Source organism: Bradyrhizobium sp. CCBAU 25360, from assembly GCF_028128695.1.
In the GTDB taxonomy this organism is placed as follows: domain Bacteria; phylum Pseudomonadota; class Alphaproteobacteria; order Rhizobiales; family Xanthobacteraceae; genus Bradyrhizobium; species Bradyrhizobium ottawaense.
In genome coordinates this window covers 487,529-502,679 of the sequence record NZ_LBJA01000041.1, presented here as the reverse complement: position 1 = coordinate 502,679, position 15,151 = coordinate 487,529, and the positions used below count along the sequence as shown (strand labels likewise).

Sequence of the window (15,151 nt, the reverse complement as noted above, 5' to 3'; positions counted from 1 at the left end):
GCGAATGGTTGCGGCGGAGTGAAGGCCTAAGAAAGATCCGGCCGGACCGCCAGCGGTCCGCCCAAGGATGGCCAGCTCCCGGGCTCCGTAGTGCCCGGTCATGTCGTGACGTGAGTCTGCGTCGCGGCGGAGGAGCAATGAGGGGGAGTTTCCCGATGGCCATGACGGGAACGGTCAAGTTTTTCAACGGCGAACGCGGCTACGGTTTCATCAAGCCTGACGACGGCGGCCGCGACGTATTCGTACATATTACTGCTGTGGAGCGAGCCGGACTGAAGGACCTTGCGGAAGGACAGCGTATTACTTTCGAAGTCGAACCCGACAAGAAGGGGAAGGGACCGAAGGCGGTCAATCTGGTCATCCTGTCCTAGCGGGCCTGACGCACAACATTCGGCGCAATACTTGGCGCAAAAAATACCTGGCGCAAAAAATTCCCGGCCGCGAGCGGCCGGGAGGTTGTGGTCCGGTATTTTCTTCTTCAGCTATCAGAAACGATAGTTCACGCCTGCGCGCACAACGCTGGCGCTATAGCCGTTTGACACCCCTGTAATTGCGAACTGTGTCGTCGACAGATCGATGTAGAGATATTCCAGCTTGGCGCTCCAGTTGGGGGCCAGACCGACTTCCGCACCGGCGCCGATGGTCCAGCCGGCGGTGGTGTGCGATTCCGTCCAGCCGAAGGTCTGCGCACGCAGCTCGCCGAAGGCGAGGCCGGCGGTGCCATAGAACAGCACGTTGCTGAAGGCATAGCCGGCGCGGCCGCGCAGGGTGCCGAACCACGGATTGGAGAATTTCCACGGTGCGAAGGTGTCGTCGGCACCGGCGGCCTGGATGTCGCCCTCGACGCCGAACACAAACGGGCCATTCTGGAAGTTGTAACCGGCTTGCACGCCGCCGACGAAGCCCGACGGCTTCGAGGGGTTGTTGTCCACCGAGCCCCATTCATAGCCGATGTTGCCGCCGAGATAGGGGCCTGCCCAGCTATACGCGTTGAGCGGCTGGTTGACGGTATAGGGCGCGCGCTGACCGTAATTCATGTCGGCGGCCTCCGCCGAAGCTGTCCAGCCGGCGGCAACCAACGCGGCTGCGCCCACAACGAGCCTCTTCATCACACACTCCAACGCAACTGCCGTCACCGGTGCGGCGCCCGCGCCGCCGCGCCAGGCAAACGGCATGGTTACGGAACCACGACCTTTTCGGGTAAGATTTATCGAGAGTTTTAAGTTAAAGGGCTGTTAAGCCGGGTTACCGCGCTGTTAACAGGCTTAAGCAAGCGTTACCGGGAACTGCGCCGCCATCCTGTGCGTGCCGCACGGCCGGAACTTCAAATCGGCACCCCCAGCGCCTAAATTCGCTCCATGGTTCACGATTCCACCGACAATCCGGACGACCGCGCGCCCAAACCCGTGCTTGGCACCGCGCCGGACGTCCCAGCCGAGACGCCTCCGGATCTCGATCCCGCCACCAGCGGCGGCGATGACGAGGACGATGCGCGGCTGCCCGATATCCTGGAAGAGAGCGGCGCCGTCGGCGAAGGCCCGCTGGCGTCCGGCCATGAGGCGATCGAGCGCGCGGTCCGGCTCGCCCCGACCTCGCCCGGCGTCTATCGCATGCTCAATGCGAATGCCGACGTGCTCTATGTCGGCAAGGCCAAGAACGTCAAAAAGCGCCTCTCCAACTATGCGCGCCAGAATGCGCCACAGCCGGCCCGCATCCTGCGCATGATCGCGGCCACGGTCACCGTGGAGATCGTCTCGACCAACACCGAGACCGAGGCGTTGCTGCTGGAAGCCAACCTCATCAAGCAGCTGCGGCCGCGCTTCAACGTGCAGCTGCGCGACGACAAATCGTTTCCCTACATCCTGATCACCGGTGACCATTGGGCGCCGCAGATCCTGAAACATCGCGGCGCGCAGAGCCGGCCCGGGCGCTATTTCGGTCCGTTCGCCTCCGCCGGCGCGGTCAACCGCACCATCACGGCGCTGCAGCGCGCCTTCCTGATCCGCTCCTGCACGGATTCCTTCTTCGAGAGCCGCAGCCGGCCCTGCCTGCTCTACCAGATCCGCCGCTGCGCCGGCCCCTGCACCCGCGAGATCGACTTTCCCGGCTATACGACCCTGGTGCGCGAGGCGAGCGACTTCCTGTCCGGCAAGAGCCATGCGGTGAAGCAGGAGCTTGCGGGCGAGATGGAGAAGGCGTCCGGTGAGCTCGAGTTCGAGCGCGCCGCACTCTACCGCGACCGCCTCGCCGCTTTGTCGGCGATCCAGTCGCAGCAGGGCATCAATCCGCGCACCGTCGAGGAAGCCGACGTGTTCGCCATCCATCAGGAGGGCGGCTTCTCCTGCGTCGAGGTGTTCTTCTTCCGCACCGGCCAGAACTGGGGCAACCGGGCCTATTTTCCGCGCGCGGAGAAGACGTACACCCCCGAAGAGGTGCTCGGCTCCTTCCTCGCCCAGTTCTACGACGACAAGCCGCCGCCGAGGAACATCCTGCTCTCGCACGAGATCGAGGAGAGCGAGCTGCTCGCCAATGCGCTCTCGATCAAGGCCGGCCACAAGATCGAGGTCACCGCGCCCAAGCGCGGCGAGAAGAAGGAACTCGTCGCCCACGCGCTGACCAATGCGCGCGAGGCCCTCGGCCGCAAGCTCGCGGACACCGCCACGCAAAGCCGCCTGCTCGACGCCATCGCCACGACGCTGAGCCTGCCGCATTCGCCCAAGCGCATCGAGGTCTACGACAACAGCCACATCCAGGGCACCAATGCGGTCGGCGCCATGATCGTCGCCGGCCCCGACGGTTTCGTGAAGAACCAGTACCGCAAGTTCAACATCAAGTCGGAAGGGATCACGCCGGGCGACGACTTCGCCATGATGCGCGAGGTGCTGGAGCGGCGCTTCAAGCGCCTGATCAATCCGCCCGAGGAAGGGGCGGCCAAAGCCAAGGACGACGATTTCCCGCAATGGCCCGATCTCGTCATCATCGACGGCGGCCGCGGCCAGCTCAACGCCGTGCGCGAGATCTTTGCAAATCTCGGCCTGACCCAGGTGTCGCTGATGTCGGTCGCCAAGGGACCGGACCGGGATGCCGGCCGCGAGACCCTGTTCATGCCGGAGCGTGAGGCGATCAAGCTGGAGCCGCGCGATCCCGTGCTCTATTTCATCCAGCGGCTGCGCGACGAGGCCCACCGCTTCGTCATCGGCTCTCACCGCAAGCTGCGCAAGAAGGATATCCGCGAGGCTGGTTTGCAGGAAATTCCGGGCATCGGCCCGTCACGCAAACGTGCCTTGCTGCATCATTTCGGAACCCTGAAGGAGATCGAACGGGCCTCGATCGCCGATCTCGGCAAGGTTCCGGGGGTCAGTGCCGAGAGCGCGCGCAGGATTTTCGAGTATTTCCATCCCCAGCCGGGATGAATTAAAGGGGGACCGCAGTCATATGATCGTCGTGTCCGCACCTCATTTGGGGCGCGGGACGGTTGACGTTCAGGCAGCAGCGGTATTGGTAGGACGGATGAACATCGCCACCACACGAGGGACGACCAGCCGCGCGATGTCCCTCCCCAACATCCTGACCTATGGCCGGATCGCCGCGATCCCGGTTGTCGTCGGATGCATCTATGCGCAGTCGATTCTGGATCAGCCGCTCTGGCTGCGCTGGGTGGCGGTGGCCCTCTTCATCGCGGCCGCGGTCACCGATTACCTCGACGGCTATTACGCGCGGATCTGGAATCAGCAATCGGCGTTCGGCCGGATGCTCGACCCGATCGCCGACAAGCTGCTGGTCGCCTCGTGCCTGCTGATGCTGGCCGCCGACGGCATCATCCATGGCTGGTCGTTGTGGGCCGCCATCGTCATCCTGTGCCGCGAGATCCTGGTCTCGGGCCTGCGCGAATACCTCGCCGCGCTCAGGGTCAGCGTGCCCGTGACCAAGCTTGCGAAGTGGAAGACCACGGTCCAGCTGGTCGCCATCGGCTTCCTGCTCGCGGGACCCGCCGGCGACGAGGTGGTGCCCGTCGTCTCGATGATTGGCCTCGCGCTGCTGTGGGCCTCGGCGATCGTGACTATCTACACCGGCTACGATTATTTCCGCGCCGGCATCCATCACCTCATCAAGGAGGACGAGGGATGAAGGTGAAATATTTCGCCTGGGTGCGCGAGCGCGTCGGCAAGGCGGAGGAGACCATCGAGCCGCCGGCGACCGTGCGCACCGTCGAGGAGCTGATCGCCTGGCTGTCCGGCCAGAGTGAGGCCTATGCCTACGCGTTCGAGAAGCCGAAGGTGATCCGCACCGCGATCGACCATGCCCATGTCAAATCGGATGCCGCGATCGCGGGCGCCCGCGAGATCGCGTTCTTCCCGCCGATGACCGGCGGCTAGGCCATGACTTCCCCTGTCGCCAGCTGCCCCGTCACCATCCGTATTCAAGAAGACGATTTCGACATCGCGCGCGAGATCGCGGTCCTGACCAAGAGCCGGACCGACATCGGCGCGGTCGTGAGCTTCTCCGGCATCTGCCGCGCGGACGATGACAGCGCCAAGGTCGCCGCGCTCACGCTCGAGCACTATCCTGGCATGGCCGAGGAAGAGATCAGGCGTCATGCCGACGAGGCGACCTCGCGCTGGCCGCTGAACGGCGTCACCGTGATCCATCGCGTCGGCCGCTTCATGCCGGGCCAGAACATCGTGCTGGTGCTGACCGCCTCGCAGCACCGCCAGGCCGCATTCCATGCCGCCGAGTTCCTGATGGACTACCTCAAGACCAGTGCCCCGTTCTGGAAGAAGGAAGAGAGCGAAGCCGGCACCGGCTGGGTCGAGGCCCACGCCCGTGACGACGAGGCCGCCGCGCGCTGGACCCGATCCTGATGGCAAAAGCATCCAAAAAGACCGTCGGCGGCCGCGCCGCGCCCAAGCTCGCCAAAGTCGGCCCGGGCGAACTTCTCACGCTGCTCGATTTCGTCCGCTACGGGGTGAGCCGCTTTGTCGAAGCCGAGCTCGCCTTTGCGCACGGGACGACCGATCCGATTGCCGAAGCAGCCTTCCTGGTGAGCGAAGCGCTGCATCTCAATCCCGAGCAGTTCGAGATTTTTGCCAACGCACGGGTCACGGCGGCGGAGGGCAAGACCATCCTCGACCTCGTCCATCAACGCGTCACCACGCGCAAGCCGGCCGCCTATCTCGTCAACAAGATCTACATGCGCGGCCTGCCCTTCTATGTCGACGAGCGCGTCATCGTTCCACGCTCCTTCATCGGCGAGCTCCTCGAGTCGCATTTCGGCGGCGAAGGCAATGCTGGAGCGCTGATCGCCGACCCTACGGGCGTCGAGCGCGTGCTCGATCTCTGCACGGGATCGGGATGCCTCGCCATCCTCGCCGCGCATCATTTCCCGAACGCCGCCGTCGATGCCGTCGACATCTCCAAGGGCGCGTTCGAGGTCGCCACGCGCAATGTCGGCGAATACGGGCTCGAGGACCGGATCAGCCTGTATCGCGGCGATCTGTTCGCCCCGCTCGGCGATGCGCGTTACGACCTGATCATCACCAACCCGCCCTATGTCGACGCAGAAGGCATGGCCGCACTGCCGCCTGAGTGCCGGGCCGAACCCAAGCTCGCGTTCGACGGCGGCGCCGATGGCCTCGACGTGGTCCGCCGCATCCTGGCTGAGGCGCCCGATCACCTCACCCCGGACGGCGGACTGATCTGCGAGATCGGCCGCGGCCGGGAATTGGTCGACGAGGCCTTTCCGGAACTGCCGCTGCTCTGGCTCGACACCGAGGACTCCGAGGGCGAGGTGTTCTGGATCGCGGCCGCCGATCTCGCCTGATTCACCAAACGGACGGAGCTCCGTCGGAACAAGTCAAATTCCGCCACGTTCATCCCCCGAACGAATTTTCTCGCTCTCGGAGGATGTCCGCATGCTCGCGCCATCGGGCGAATTGCTGCGCGCCGGCATGGCGCTGAAACTCAACCACCTCAAGCGCGCCGCGCAATCCTATTTGCGTGACCGCACCAGCCAGGCCACCGGGCGCGCGACGTCCTACGCGGTCGCGGCCGGTCTGTTCGCGGTCGCCGGGCTGTTCGTGATCGCGACCTTCTTCGTCGGCCTGATCGCCCTCTACCGCTGGGTTGCAATCACCTACGGACAGTTCTGGGGCTTTGGTGCCGTCGCCGCCGTGCTGCTGGTGCTCGCCGCGGTTTGCGCCGGCGTCGCCTTGGCGATGATGAAGCGGCCGACCAAGCAGATCGTACCGCTCGCCAGCCGGATGCGCGTTGCGATCGCCTCCCCTCGGATTCCGCGCGGAACGGTCAAGCAGGCGGTGAAGGAGGTCGCGACGACGATTCCCCTGGTGCCGCTCGCGCCGGGCGAGCGCGGCCATGGCAGAAGGGCCTCACCCGTTCGCACCAACCGGCCCGTGCAGCTTGGCCTGATGCTCGCGGCGATTGGGCTGGCGGGGTTTACGGCGGCGCGCCGCAGACGTCACGGTCAAAGATTGGACGCTTGAATGCTGCTGCGGCGCTCCGAACAGCTCGACTCCTGGCTGCTGGTGGCAGCGACGGCCGTCTTCGTGCTGACGGCGGAGCGCTACTTTCAGGACAGGGACCTGGTCCCATCGGGGCCGCCGCAAGACCATCGCAAAGGCGAGGCGAATTCTCCGGAGACGCACCCCGCGCACGCGGCCGTGCAGCCCGGCCATGGCCGCCGCGCGAAGAGCCCGCTTGAGATCCCCTGGAAGGGCTGGAAGGATATCTTCTGGCGGACCTATCAGCGCATCGACGAGGATCGCCTTCTGGCGACAGCGGGCGGCGTCGTGTTCTTTGGGCTGCTCGCGATCTTTCCGGCGGTTACGGCGCTGGTTTCCTCCTACGGCCTGTTCGCCGATCCTAAGACGATCAGCGCCAATCTGCAGACGCTCGCGACGATGCTCCCTGAGGGCTCGTTCCAGATCGTCGAGGAGCAGGTGGCGCGCGTGGTCTCACATGGCAGTACCACGCTCGGTGCGACGTTCCTGTTCGGCCTTGTGCTGGCGATCTGGAGCGCCAATGCGGGCGTCAAGGCGATCTTCGATGCACTCAACGTCGCTTATGAGGAGCGCGAGAAGCGCAGCTTCATCAAGCTTAACATGGTGTCTCTGGCCTTCACGGTCGGTGGCATCGTGGCGCTGCTGGTGATGGTGGGGCTTGTCGTTGCCTTCCCGCTGGCGCTCAATCATCTCGGCATGGCGCCCGAAAGCAAGCTGATCGTGGCGCTGGCACGATGGCCGCTCATGTTCCTCGTCCTGCTGGTGGCGCTTGCCATCCTCTACCGCTTCGCGCCCAGCCGCGATGCGCCGCGCTGGCAATGGCTCAGCCTCGGCGCGGTGATTGCCGCCATTCTCTGGATTGCCGGCTCGGCGCTGCTCTCCTGGTATCTCTCCGAGTTTACCAACTACAATGCGACCTACGGCTCGCTCGGCGCCGCAATCGGTTTGATGACCTGGATGTGGATGTCGGCAATCGTCATCATGTTCGGCGCCGAGCTGAATTCGGAGATCGAACGGCAGACGCTGAAGGACACGACCGAAGGGCCATCCAAGCCGCTCGGCACCCGCGACGCCGTCTCGGCCGACACGGTCGGAGCCGCCGCGCCAGCCTGACCGCGCCCGGGACCGGGCTGCTATCCCCTCGAATCAACAATGATGCTAAGCTCATACGGCCTAGGGGGAGCATGAGGCGTGACGGGTTCGCACAGTGACCCGTGTTTTCCCGGGTGAGGCAGTCAGCTCTTTGAGGCGTAACGCGCGGCATGATTCGCATTTCGACGATCTTCATCGCCATCTGCATGGTACTGGTCGCGGCCTCGCTCGGGCTTGTGCTCTACGCCGTCGCCGGCATCAGCGGAACCGAATCCGCGATCGTGGCGCTGACCGCGCTGACCTTCCTGATCCTCTACAACGCGGTGTCGATGCGGCTGCGCGACCGCAGCGACGTCGGCGGCCAGATCGCCGATTTGTCGCGCGGCACCGCCGATCTGGCCCGCCAGGTGGCGGAGTTCGGCCGCCGGTTAGCCGCGATCGAGGGACGCATCGCCTCGTCCAATTCGACCAACTCCGACCGCATCCAGTCGGTGGTCGGCGAGATCAACGAGCTCGGCGGATTGGTCAGGCAGCTCGCCACCACCGTATCGACCCATGAGGATCTGTTGGCCGGCCATGCGCCAGCGCCGGCTCCCGTTCCCGCTCCGATCGCCAGGCTGGAGCCGGAGGCGCCGATCGACCTGATTGCGCCGTTCGAGGAGCGGCCGGCGGCCCCTCCCCCGTTGCCCGCACCGCCGTCACGACCGGCACCGGCGATCCAGACCCAGGCCGCCAATCCGGTTCCGGCAGTCACCGGGCGCAACCAGACCCAGCTGCTGGCGACGCTGCGCAACGCGATCGACGAAAACCGCATCGACATCTTCCTGCAGCCGATGGTGACACTGCCGCAACGTAAGGTGCGGTTCTACGAGGCGGTGACGCGCCTGCGTGACGAGCGCGACCAGCTGATCGCCGCCGAGGAGTTCATCAGCATCGCGGAAGCGTCCGGGCTGATCGGTCGCATCGACAACATGGTGATGCTGCGCTGTGTGCAGGTGCTGCGGCGCCTGATGGTGCGCAACAAGGACGTCGGCGTGTTCTGCAACGTCGCGGCCTCCACGCTCGGTAATTCCACCACCTTCGCGCAATGCCTCGACTTCCTCGAAGCCAACCGGGCGCTGGCGCCCTCGCTGGTGCTGGAGTTCAAGCAATCGACCTTCCGCAGTCTCGGCCCGGCCGAGACCGAGAATCTCGCGGCGCTCGCTCAGCGCGGCTTCCGTTTCTCGATCGACCATGTCACCGATTTGCGCATCGAGCCGCGCGAGCTGGCCGACCGCGGAGTGCGCTTCATCAAGGTGCCGGCCACGCTGCTGCTCGACCCCAGGCAGGCCTCGGCCTCGGACATCCATCCCTCCGACCTCTCCGACCTGCTCGGCCGCTTCGGCATCGACCTGATCGCGGAGCGGATCGAAGGCGAGCGTGCGGTCGTGGACCTGCTCGACTATGACGTGCGGTTCGGCCAGGGGTTCCTGTTCGCGCCGCCCCGGCCATTGCGGCCTGAGGGGGCATCTGCTACCGGCGGGGCCTCGCCGAACCAGGCGCAGGACATTCAGGGATCCAATGGCTCCGCTCCCCCCAGCCAAGGTACGAAATCTGGCGCGACACCTGGCGCAACGTCAGCCGCTCCTCCGGCGCAACGCATCACCGGCAACGCGGCGCTCGCGCGCCGCATCTGATCGGCGCTGCGCATCATGACCACGCTGCATTTCGCCGAAAGCCTGCGCGAGCTCGTGGGCGGTGTCGATGTCGTGCTCAGCGACATCTGGGGCGTGGTCCATAACGGCCTCGAATCCTTCCCCGAGGCCTGCGAGGCGCTGCACACTTATCGCAGCCGCGGGGGTACGGTGATCCTGATCACCAACGCACCGCGCCCGGCCGATAGCGTGCAGCGGCAATTGCGCAAGCTCGGCGTCGCCGACGAGACCTATGACGCGATCGTGTCTTCGGGCGACCTGACCCGGCTCTATGTCGCCGAGCATCCCGGCCGCAAGATGTTCTGGCTCGGCCCCGAGCGCGACAACTCGATCTATCGCGGCCTCGATGCGAAAACCGCGCCGCTGGAGGAAGCCGACTACATCGTCTGCACCGGCCTCTATGACGACGAGACCGAAACGGCGGAAGACTATCGCGGCATGATGCTGAAGGCGCGCGAGCGCAAGCTGACGCTGGTCTGCGCCAACCCCGACATCGTGGTGGAACGCGGCGACCGGCTGATCTATTGCGCCGGCGCCATCGCGGAGCTCTATCGCGAGCTCGGCGGCGAGGTGATCTTCTACGGCAAGCCGCACCGTCCGATCTACGAGCGCGCGATGGCACTCGCCGGCGAACGCCAGGGCCACCCGATCGACCGGAAGAAAGTGCTGGCGATCGGCGATTCCGTCCGCACCGACTTAACCGGCGCGCGCGAATTCGGCATCGACTGCCTGTTCGTGACCCGCGGCATCCATGCCGAGGAGTTCGAGGGTCTCGACCAGCTCGACCCGGCATCGGTGATGGAATTGTTCGGCCACCCGCCGAAGGCGCTGATGCGCGAACTGAAGTGGTGATTTTCTAGCTCCGTCATTCCGGGGCAGTGCGCAGCACTGAACCCGGAATCTCGAGGTTCTCAGGTGCGCAATCGCGCACCATAGTTCGCCCCTTCGTGCGCCCCGGAACGACGGTAACGCCAAATGCCCGGGACAAGCCCGGGCATGACGATCTCTGTAGAAAGCTGTGTTTGGATCAGGCGGCGCTTACGCGCTCGCCATGTCCGGGAAGACCGCCTCGATCTTGGTCTTCAGCGTCGCCGCGTTGAACGGCTTGACGATGTAGTTGTTCACGCCGGCCTTCTTGGCCGCGATCACGTTCTCGGTCTTGGATTCCGCGGTGATCATGATGAAGGGCGTGGTGGCGAGGTTCGGATCCGCGCGCACTTCGCGCAGCAGGTCGTAACCCGTCATCGGCTCCATGTTCCAGTCGGAGATCACGAGCCCGTATTTCTTGCCGCGCATCTTGTTCAGTGCTGCCGAACCGTCGCTGGCATCATCAATGTTCTCGAAGCCAAGCTGCTTCAGCAGATTCCTGATGATACGGATCATGGTGCTGTAGTCATCCACCACCAGAACCGGCATCGACAAATCAACCGCCATCTCGACTCCCCCAACACAAACGCAGGAATATTACGATCGGACCTGCCCAAGCCGGAGCCCGGCAGTTCCACGCTCAAGGACTAGCACCAAGGCGTTAAACAGCGCGTTAATTGGGGACGCCTCCCAAGAACTGAAATCGCGTTCGATGCGGCCGCCCCCTCCCGCTTGACTTCATCCGGCCGGTCGCGCCACGGTCCCGGCCGGTCCTGCCGGTTTGAGAATTCCCCTGATGGCTCCGCATTTTACCATTATCCGCGACACCACGCCGGTCTCCGCTATTCCAAGGGGTGCCGTGGTTGCCATGGGCAATTTCGACGGGGTTCATCTCGGCCACCGCGCCGTGATCGCCGCAGCCCTGGAAATGGGCCGGGCGCAGGGCCGCCCTGCGCTGGCATTGACCTTCGAGCCGCATCCGCGGCGTTTTTTCAGCCCCAACACCCCTCAATTCCGTCTGACGGATGAGCGGGCCAAGTTGCGGCTTCTGGCCGGCACCGGGCTTGCCGGCGCCGTGGTCATGACCTTCGACAAGGCCCGTGCCGGAACCAGCGCGCAAGACTTCATTCACCATGACCTGATCGGGCGGCTCGGCGTCAGCGGGATCGCGGTCGGCTATGACTTCCATTTCGGCAAAGGCCGCGTCGGCTCGCCGAGCCTTCTGGTCAACGAAGCGCCCCGGCTCGGCATCGAGGTCGACGTGCAGCCCCATGTCGATATCGACGAGCGGCCGGTGTCCTCCAGCGCGATCCGGATCGCACTCGCCGAAGGCCAGCTGGACGAGGCCACCACCATGCTGAGCGCACCCTGGTTCGTCACTGGCGAGGTGATCCACGGCGAGAAGCGCGGCCGCGATCTCGGCTACCCCACCGCCAACATCCGCCTCGACGCCAATTGCGGATTGAAGCACGGCATCTATGCGGTGCGCGTCGGCCGCGGGCCTGAGCGGCTGGACGGGGTGGCGAGCTTCGGCCGCCGCCCGACCTTTGATAATGGCGCTCCCCTCCTCGAGATCTTCCTGTTCGACTTCAAGGGCGACCTCTACGGGCAGGCTCTGGACTGCGCCTTCGTCGGCTTCATTCGCGAGGAGCTGAAATTCGACAGTCTGGAGGCCTTGATCCGGCAGATGGACGACGATTCCGCCCGTGCCCGCGCCATCCTGGCGGCCGCCCCGGACGCGTTTCCGCGGCTCGGCACCATCGATTGAGCCCGAACCCGGCTTCCCCGAACCTTTGCGCTTCCCTTGGCCCCCTGCTATGGAGAGCCCATGTTTGCGCGGCGCATCATAGGGATTAGCGGCCCGGCTTCCGCCTGAGCCTGAGGGCTCGGCGCAAGACCGGGATTTTGTCGTTTCACCCCGCGATTCCGCATCGCCATCCGTTCCCGCGCCCTTCCGAGCCAGTCAGCCTCATGTCCGAAAAGCCGCAAAAGTCCCCAAAGTCTGAAGCCAAAGACTATTCGAAGACCCTGTTCCTGCCGCAGACCGAATTCCCGATGCGCGCCGGCCTGCCGCAGCGCGAGCCGGAGATCCTCAAGCGCTGGTACGAGATCGGCCTCTACGAGAGACTGCGCGAGAGCGCGAAGGGCCGCGCCAAGTTCGTGCTGCATGACGGCCCGCCCTATGCCAACGGCAACATCCATATCGGCACGGCGCTGAACAAGATCCTCAAGGATCTCGTCACCAAGAGCCAGCAGATGCTCGGCTTCGATTCCAACTACGTGCCAGGCTGGGACTGCCACGGCCTGCCGATCGAATGGAAGGTCGAGGAAGAGCATTATCGCAAGAAGGGCAAGCAGAAGCCCGATTTCCGCGACTCCACCGCGATGATCGACTTCCGCAAGGAGTGCCGCGCCTACGCCACGCATTGGCTCGGCGTGCAACGCGAGGAGTTCAAGCGCCTCGGCGTCATCGGCGATTGGGATCATCCCTACGCCACCATGAGCTATCCGGCCGAAGCCCAGATCGCGCGCGAGCTGATGAAGTTCGCCGCCAACGGCACGCTCTATCGCGGCTCCAAGCCGGTGATGTGGAGCGTGGTCGAGAAGACCGCATTGGCCGAAGCCGAGGTCGAGTACGAGGACCACACCTCCGATACGGTGTGGGTGAAATTCCCGGTCACGTCGCCCGCGCACGGCGCTCTCGCCTCCGCAAGCGTCGTGATCTGGACCACCACGCCGTGGACGCTGCCGGGCAACCGCGCCATCTCGTTCTCGCCGAAGATCGCCTACGGCCTGTACAAGGTGACGGACGCGCCCGCCGACAATTGGACCAAGACGGGCGACCTCCTGATCCTCGCCGATGCGCTCGCTGAAGAGGTCTTCAAGCAGGCCCGCGTGACGGCCTTCGAGAAGGTGCGCGATATCCCCGGCGACACCATGGACGCGATCGAATGCGCCCATCCGCTGAAGGGCCTTGCCGGCGGCTACGACTTCATCGTGCCGCTATTGCCCGGCGACCACGTCACCGACGACACCGGCACCGGCTTCGTGCACACCGCGCCTGGCCATGGTCGCGAGGACTTCGATGCCTGGATGGCGCAGGCGCGCGATCTCGATGCACGCGGCATCACCACGGCAATCCCCTATACCGTCGACGAGAACGGCGCCTACACCGATCATGCGCCGGGCTTTGCCGGCAAGCGTGTCATCAACGACAAGGGCGAGAAGGGCGACGCCAACGAGGCCGTGATCAAGGCGCTCGTCGAAAGAGGCATGCTGCTGGCGCGCGGCCGGCTCAAGCACCAATATCCGCACTCCTGGCGCTCCAAGAAGCCGGTGATCTTCCGCAATACGCCGCAATGGTTCATCGCGATGGACAAGGACGTTGCGGCGAGCGGCAAGGCGAAGAGCGGCGACACGCTGCGGGCCCGCGCGCTGCACGCGATCTCGGTGACGCAATGGGTGCCGCCTTCAGGCGAAAACCGCATCAACGGCATGATCGAGGCGCGGCCCGATTGGGTGATCTCGCGCCAGCGCGCCTGGGGCGTGCCGATCGCCGTGTTCGTGCGCGAGAAGGGCGACGGCTCCGCCGAGATCCTCCAGGACGAGGCCGTCAATACCCGTATCGGCGATGCCTTCGAGCAGGAAGGCGCCGATGCCTGGTACGCGAAAGGCGCGCGCGAGCGCTTCCTGGGCGCGCGTGCCAATGAAGACTGGCAGAAGGTCGACGACATTCTCGACGTCTGGTTCGATTCCGGCTCGACGCACGCCTTCGTGCTCGAAGACCCCGTGCAGTTTCCCGGGCTCGCCGGCATCAAGCGCAAGGTCGACGGCGGCACCGACACGGTGATGTATCTGGAAGGCTCGGACCAGCATCGCGGCTGGTTCCACTCCTCGCTGCTGGAGAGCTGCGGCACGCGCGGTCGGGCTCCTTACGACATCGTGCTGACCCACGGCTTCACCCAGGCCGAGGACGGCCGCAAGATGTCGAAGTCACTCGGCAACACCATCGAGCCGCAGGCCGTCATCAAGGAATCCGGCGCCGACATCTTGAGGCTCTGGGTCGCGTCTTGCGACTACACCGACGACCAGCGCATCGGTCCCGAGATCCTGAAGAACACGGTCGAGACCTACCGCAAGCTGCGCAACACCGTGCGCTGGATGCTCGGCACGCTGCATCATTACAAGCCGACTGAGGCGGTCGCGCCCGCCGAGATGCCCGAGCTCGAGCGGCTGATGCTGCACGAGCTCGCGATCCGCGCCGCCGCCATCGGCAAGGCCTATCAGGAGTTCGACTTCAAGTCGGTGGTCGCGATCCTGTCCGCTTTCCTGAACAGCGAACTCTCGGCGTTCTATTTCGACATCCGCAAGGACACGCTTTATTGCGATCCGCCGTCGTCGCCGACGCGCAAGGCGGCGCTGACGACGATCGACCTGTTGTGCGCCTCGGTCCTGAAATGGCTGGCGCCGATCCTCAGCTTCACCGCGGAGGAAGGCTGGCGCATGTATCGCCCCAACGCCGAACCGTCGGTGCATCTGACCCAGTTCCCGAACGATCTCGAAGCCTTGCGCGACGACAAGCTCGCCGCGAAATGGGAAGCGATCCGTAACGTCCGCCGTGTCGTCACGGGCGCGCTCGAGCTCGAACGCGCCGCCAAGAACATCGGCTCGTCGCTGGAAGCCTCGCCGGTGATTTATGTCGCCGACCGGGACATGCTGATGACGCTGTTCGACGTCGACCTGGCCGAAATCTGCATCACCTCGAACTACGAGGTGCGTGAGGGCGAGGCTCCCGCCGATGCATTCCGGCTCGATGCCGTGCCCGGTGTCGCGGTCGTGGTGGAGAAGGCGGTCGGCACCAAATGCGCCCGCTCCTGGAAGATCTCCCCGACGGTCGGCGAAGACGCTGAATACCCCGACGTCACCCCGCGCGACGCACAAGCACTGCGCGAGTGGAAGGCGTTGGGCGTGAGCGTCTGA

14 protein-coding genes are annotated in these 15,151 nt (G+C 65.0%); 12 read left to right on the top strand and 2 right to left on the bottom strand.

Annotated elements, in window-relative coordinates; all coding sequences use genetic code 11:
• The first annotated feature begins 155 nt into the window (after positions 1-155).
• Positions 156-371 carry a cold-shock protein gene (locus XH81_RS23995; RefSeq protein WP_008544396.1) on the top strand — a complete coding sequence of 72 codons (216 nt, stop codon included), beginning with the start codon at positions 156-158 and terminating at the stop codon, positions 369-371.
• 114 nt (positions 372-485) lie between these two features.
• On the opposite strand, the gene XH81_RS23990 is transcribed toward XH81_RS23995, so the two are convergent.
• On the bottom strand, positions 486-1,109 hold the full coding sequence (locus XH81_RS23990) for an outer membrane protein (protein WP_028140149.1): 624 nt from the start codon (positions 1,107-1,109) through the stop codon (positions 486-488).
• A gap of 249 nt (positions 1,110-1,358) precedes the next feature.
• On the opposite strand from XH81_RS23990, the gene uvrC reads away from it, so the two are divergent.
• The 9 genes from uvrC to XH81_RS23945 all read left to right on the top strand — a co-directional run bounded on the left by uvrC (position 1,359) and on the right by XH81_RS23945 (position 10,156).
• Positions 1,359-3,413, top strand: a complete 2,055-nt coding sequence (uvrC, locus tag XH81_RS23985) for an excinuclease ABC subunit UvrC (RefSeq protein ID WP_028140148.1) — start codon at positions 1,359-1,361, stop codon at positions 3,411-3,413.
• A gap of 97 nt (positions 3,414-3,510) precedes the next feature.
• The gene (gene pgsA / locus XH81_RS23980) at positions 3,511-4,128 is read left to right on the top strand and encodes a CDP-diacylglycerol--glycerol-3-phosphate 3-phosphatidyltransferase (RefSeq protein WP_018318354.1); all 618 of its coding nucleotides are present in this window, start codon (positions 3,511-3,513) and stop codon (positions 4,126-4,128) included.
• A complete protein-coding gene (gene moaD, locus XH81_RS23975; RefSeq protein WP_018318355.1) occupies positions 4,125-4,376 on the top strand; it encodes a molybdopterin converting factor subunit 1 in 252 nt (83 codons plus the stop codon). The genes pgsA and moaD overlap by 4 nt, the downstream gene beginning before the upstream one ends.
• Before the next feature lie 3 nt (positions 4,377-4,379).
• Positions 4,380-4,862 carry a molybdenum cofactor biosynthesis protein MoaE gene (locus XH81_RS23970; RefSeq protein ID WP_028140147.1) on the top strand — a complete coding sequence of 161 codons (483 nt, stop codon included), beginning with the start codon at positions 4,380-4,382 and terminating at the stop codon, positions 4,860-4,862.
• A complete protein-coding gene (prmB, locus tag XH81_RS23965) occupies positions 4,862-5,821 on the top strand; it encodes a 50S ribosomal protein L3 N(5)-glutamine methyltransferase (RefSeq protein ID WP_028140146.1) in 960 nt (319 codons plus the stop codon). Before XH81_RS23970 ends, prmB begins: the two co-directional genes overlap by 1 nt.
• Before the next feature lie 91 nt (positions 5,822-5,912).
• Complete coding sequence (locus tag XH81_RS23960; protein WP_271596386.1) at positions 5,913-6,500, top strand: phage holin family protein; 588 nt, start codon at positions 5,913-5,915, stop codon at positions 6,498-6,500.
• A complete protein-coding gene (locus XH81_RS23955; protein ID WP_028140144.1) occupies positions 6,501-7,631 on the top strand; it encodes a YihY/virulence factor BrkB family protein in 1,131 nt (376 codons plus the stop codon).
• Positions 7,632-7,780: 149 nt separating this feature from the next.
• Positions 7,781-9,286, top strand: a complete 1,506-nt coding sequence (locus tag XH81_RS23950; RefSeq protein WP_028140143.1) for an EAL domain-containing protein — start codon at positions 7,781-7,783, stop codon at positions 9,284-9,286.
• Positions 9,287-9,301: 15 nt separating this feature from the next.
• Positions 9,302-10,156, top strand: coding sequence for a TIGR01459 family HAD-type hydrolase (locus XH81_RS23945; RefSeq protein WP_028140142.1), 855 nt, complete (start codon positions 9,302-9,304; stop codon positions 10,154-10,156).
• Positions 10,157-10,342: 186 nt separating this feature from the next.
• Here XH81_RS23945 and XH81_RS23940 read toward each other — a convergent pair whose 3' ends face one another.
• A complete protein-coding gene (locus XH81_RS23940; protein ID WP_008567674.1) occupies positions 10,343-10,738 on the bottom strand; it encodes a response regulator in 396 nt (131 codons plus the stop codon).
• 229 nt (positions 10,739-10,967) lie between these two features.
• On the opposite strand from XH81_RS23940, the gene XH81_RS23935 reads away from it, so the two are divergent.
• Together XH81_RS23935 and ileS are read left to right on the top strand one after the other, a co-directional pair.
• Positions 10,968-11,939: a bifunctional riboflavin kinase/FAD synthetase gene (locus XH81_RS23935; RefSeq protein ID WP_028140141.1), complete on the top strand. Its 972-nt coding sequence runs from the start codon at positions 10,968-10,970 to the stop codon at positions 11,937-11,939.
• Positions 11,940-12,142: 203 nt separating this feature from the next.
• A complete protein-coding gene (gene ileS, locus XH81_RS23930) occupies positions 12,143-15,151 on the top strand; it encodes an isoleucine--tRNA ligase (protein WP_028140140.1) in 3,009 nt (1,002 codons plus the stop codon).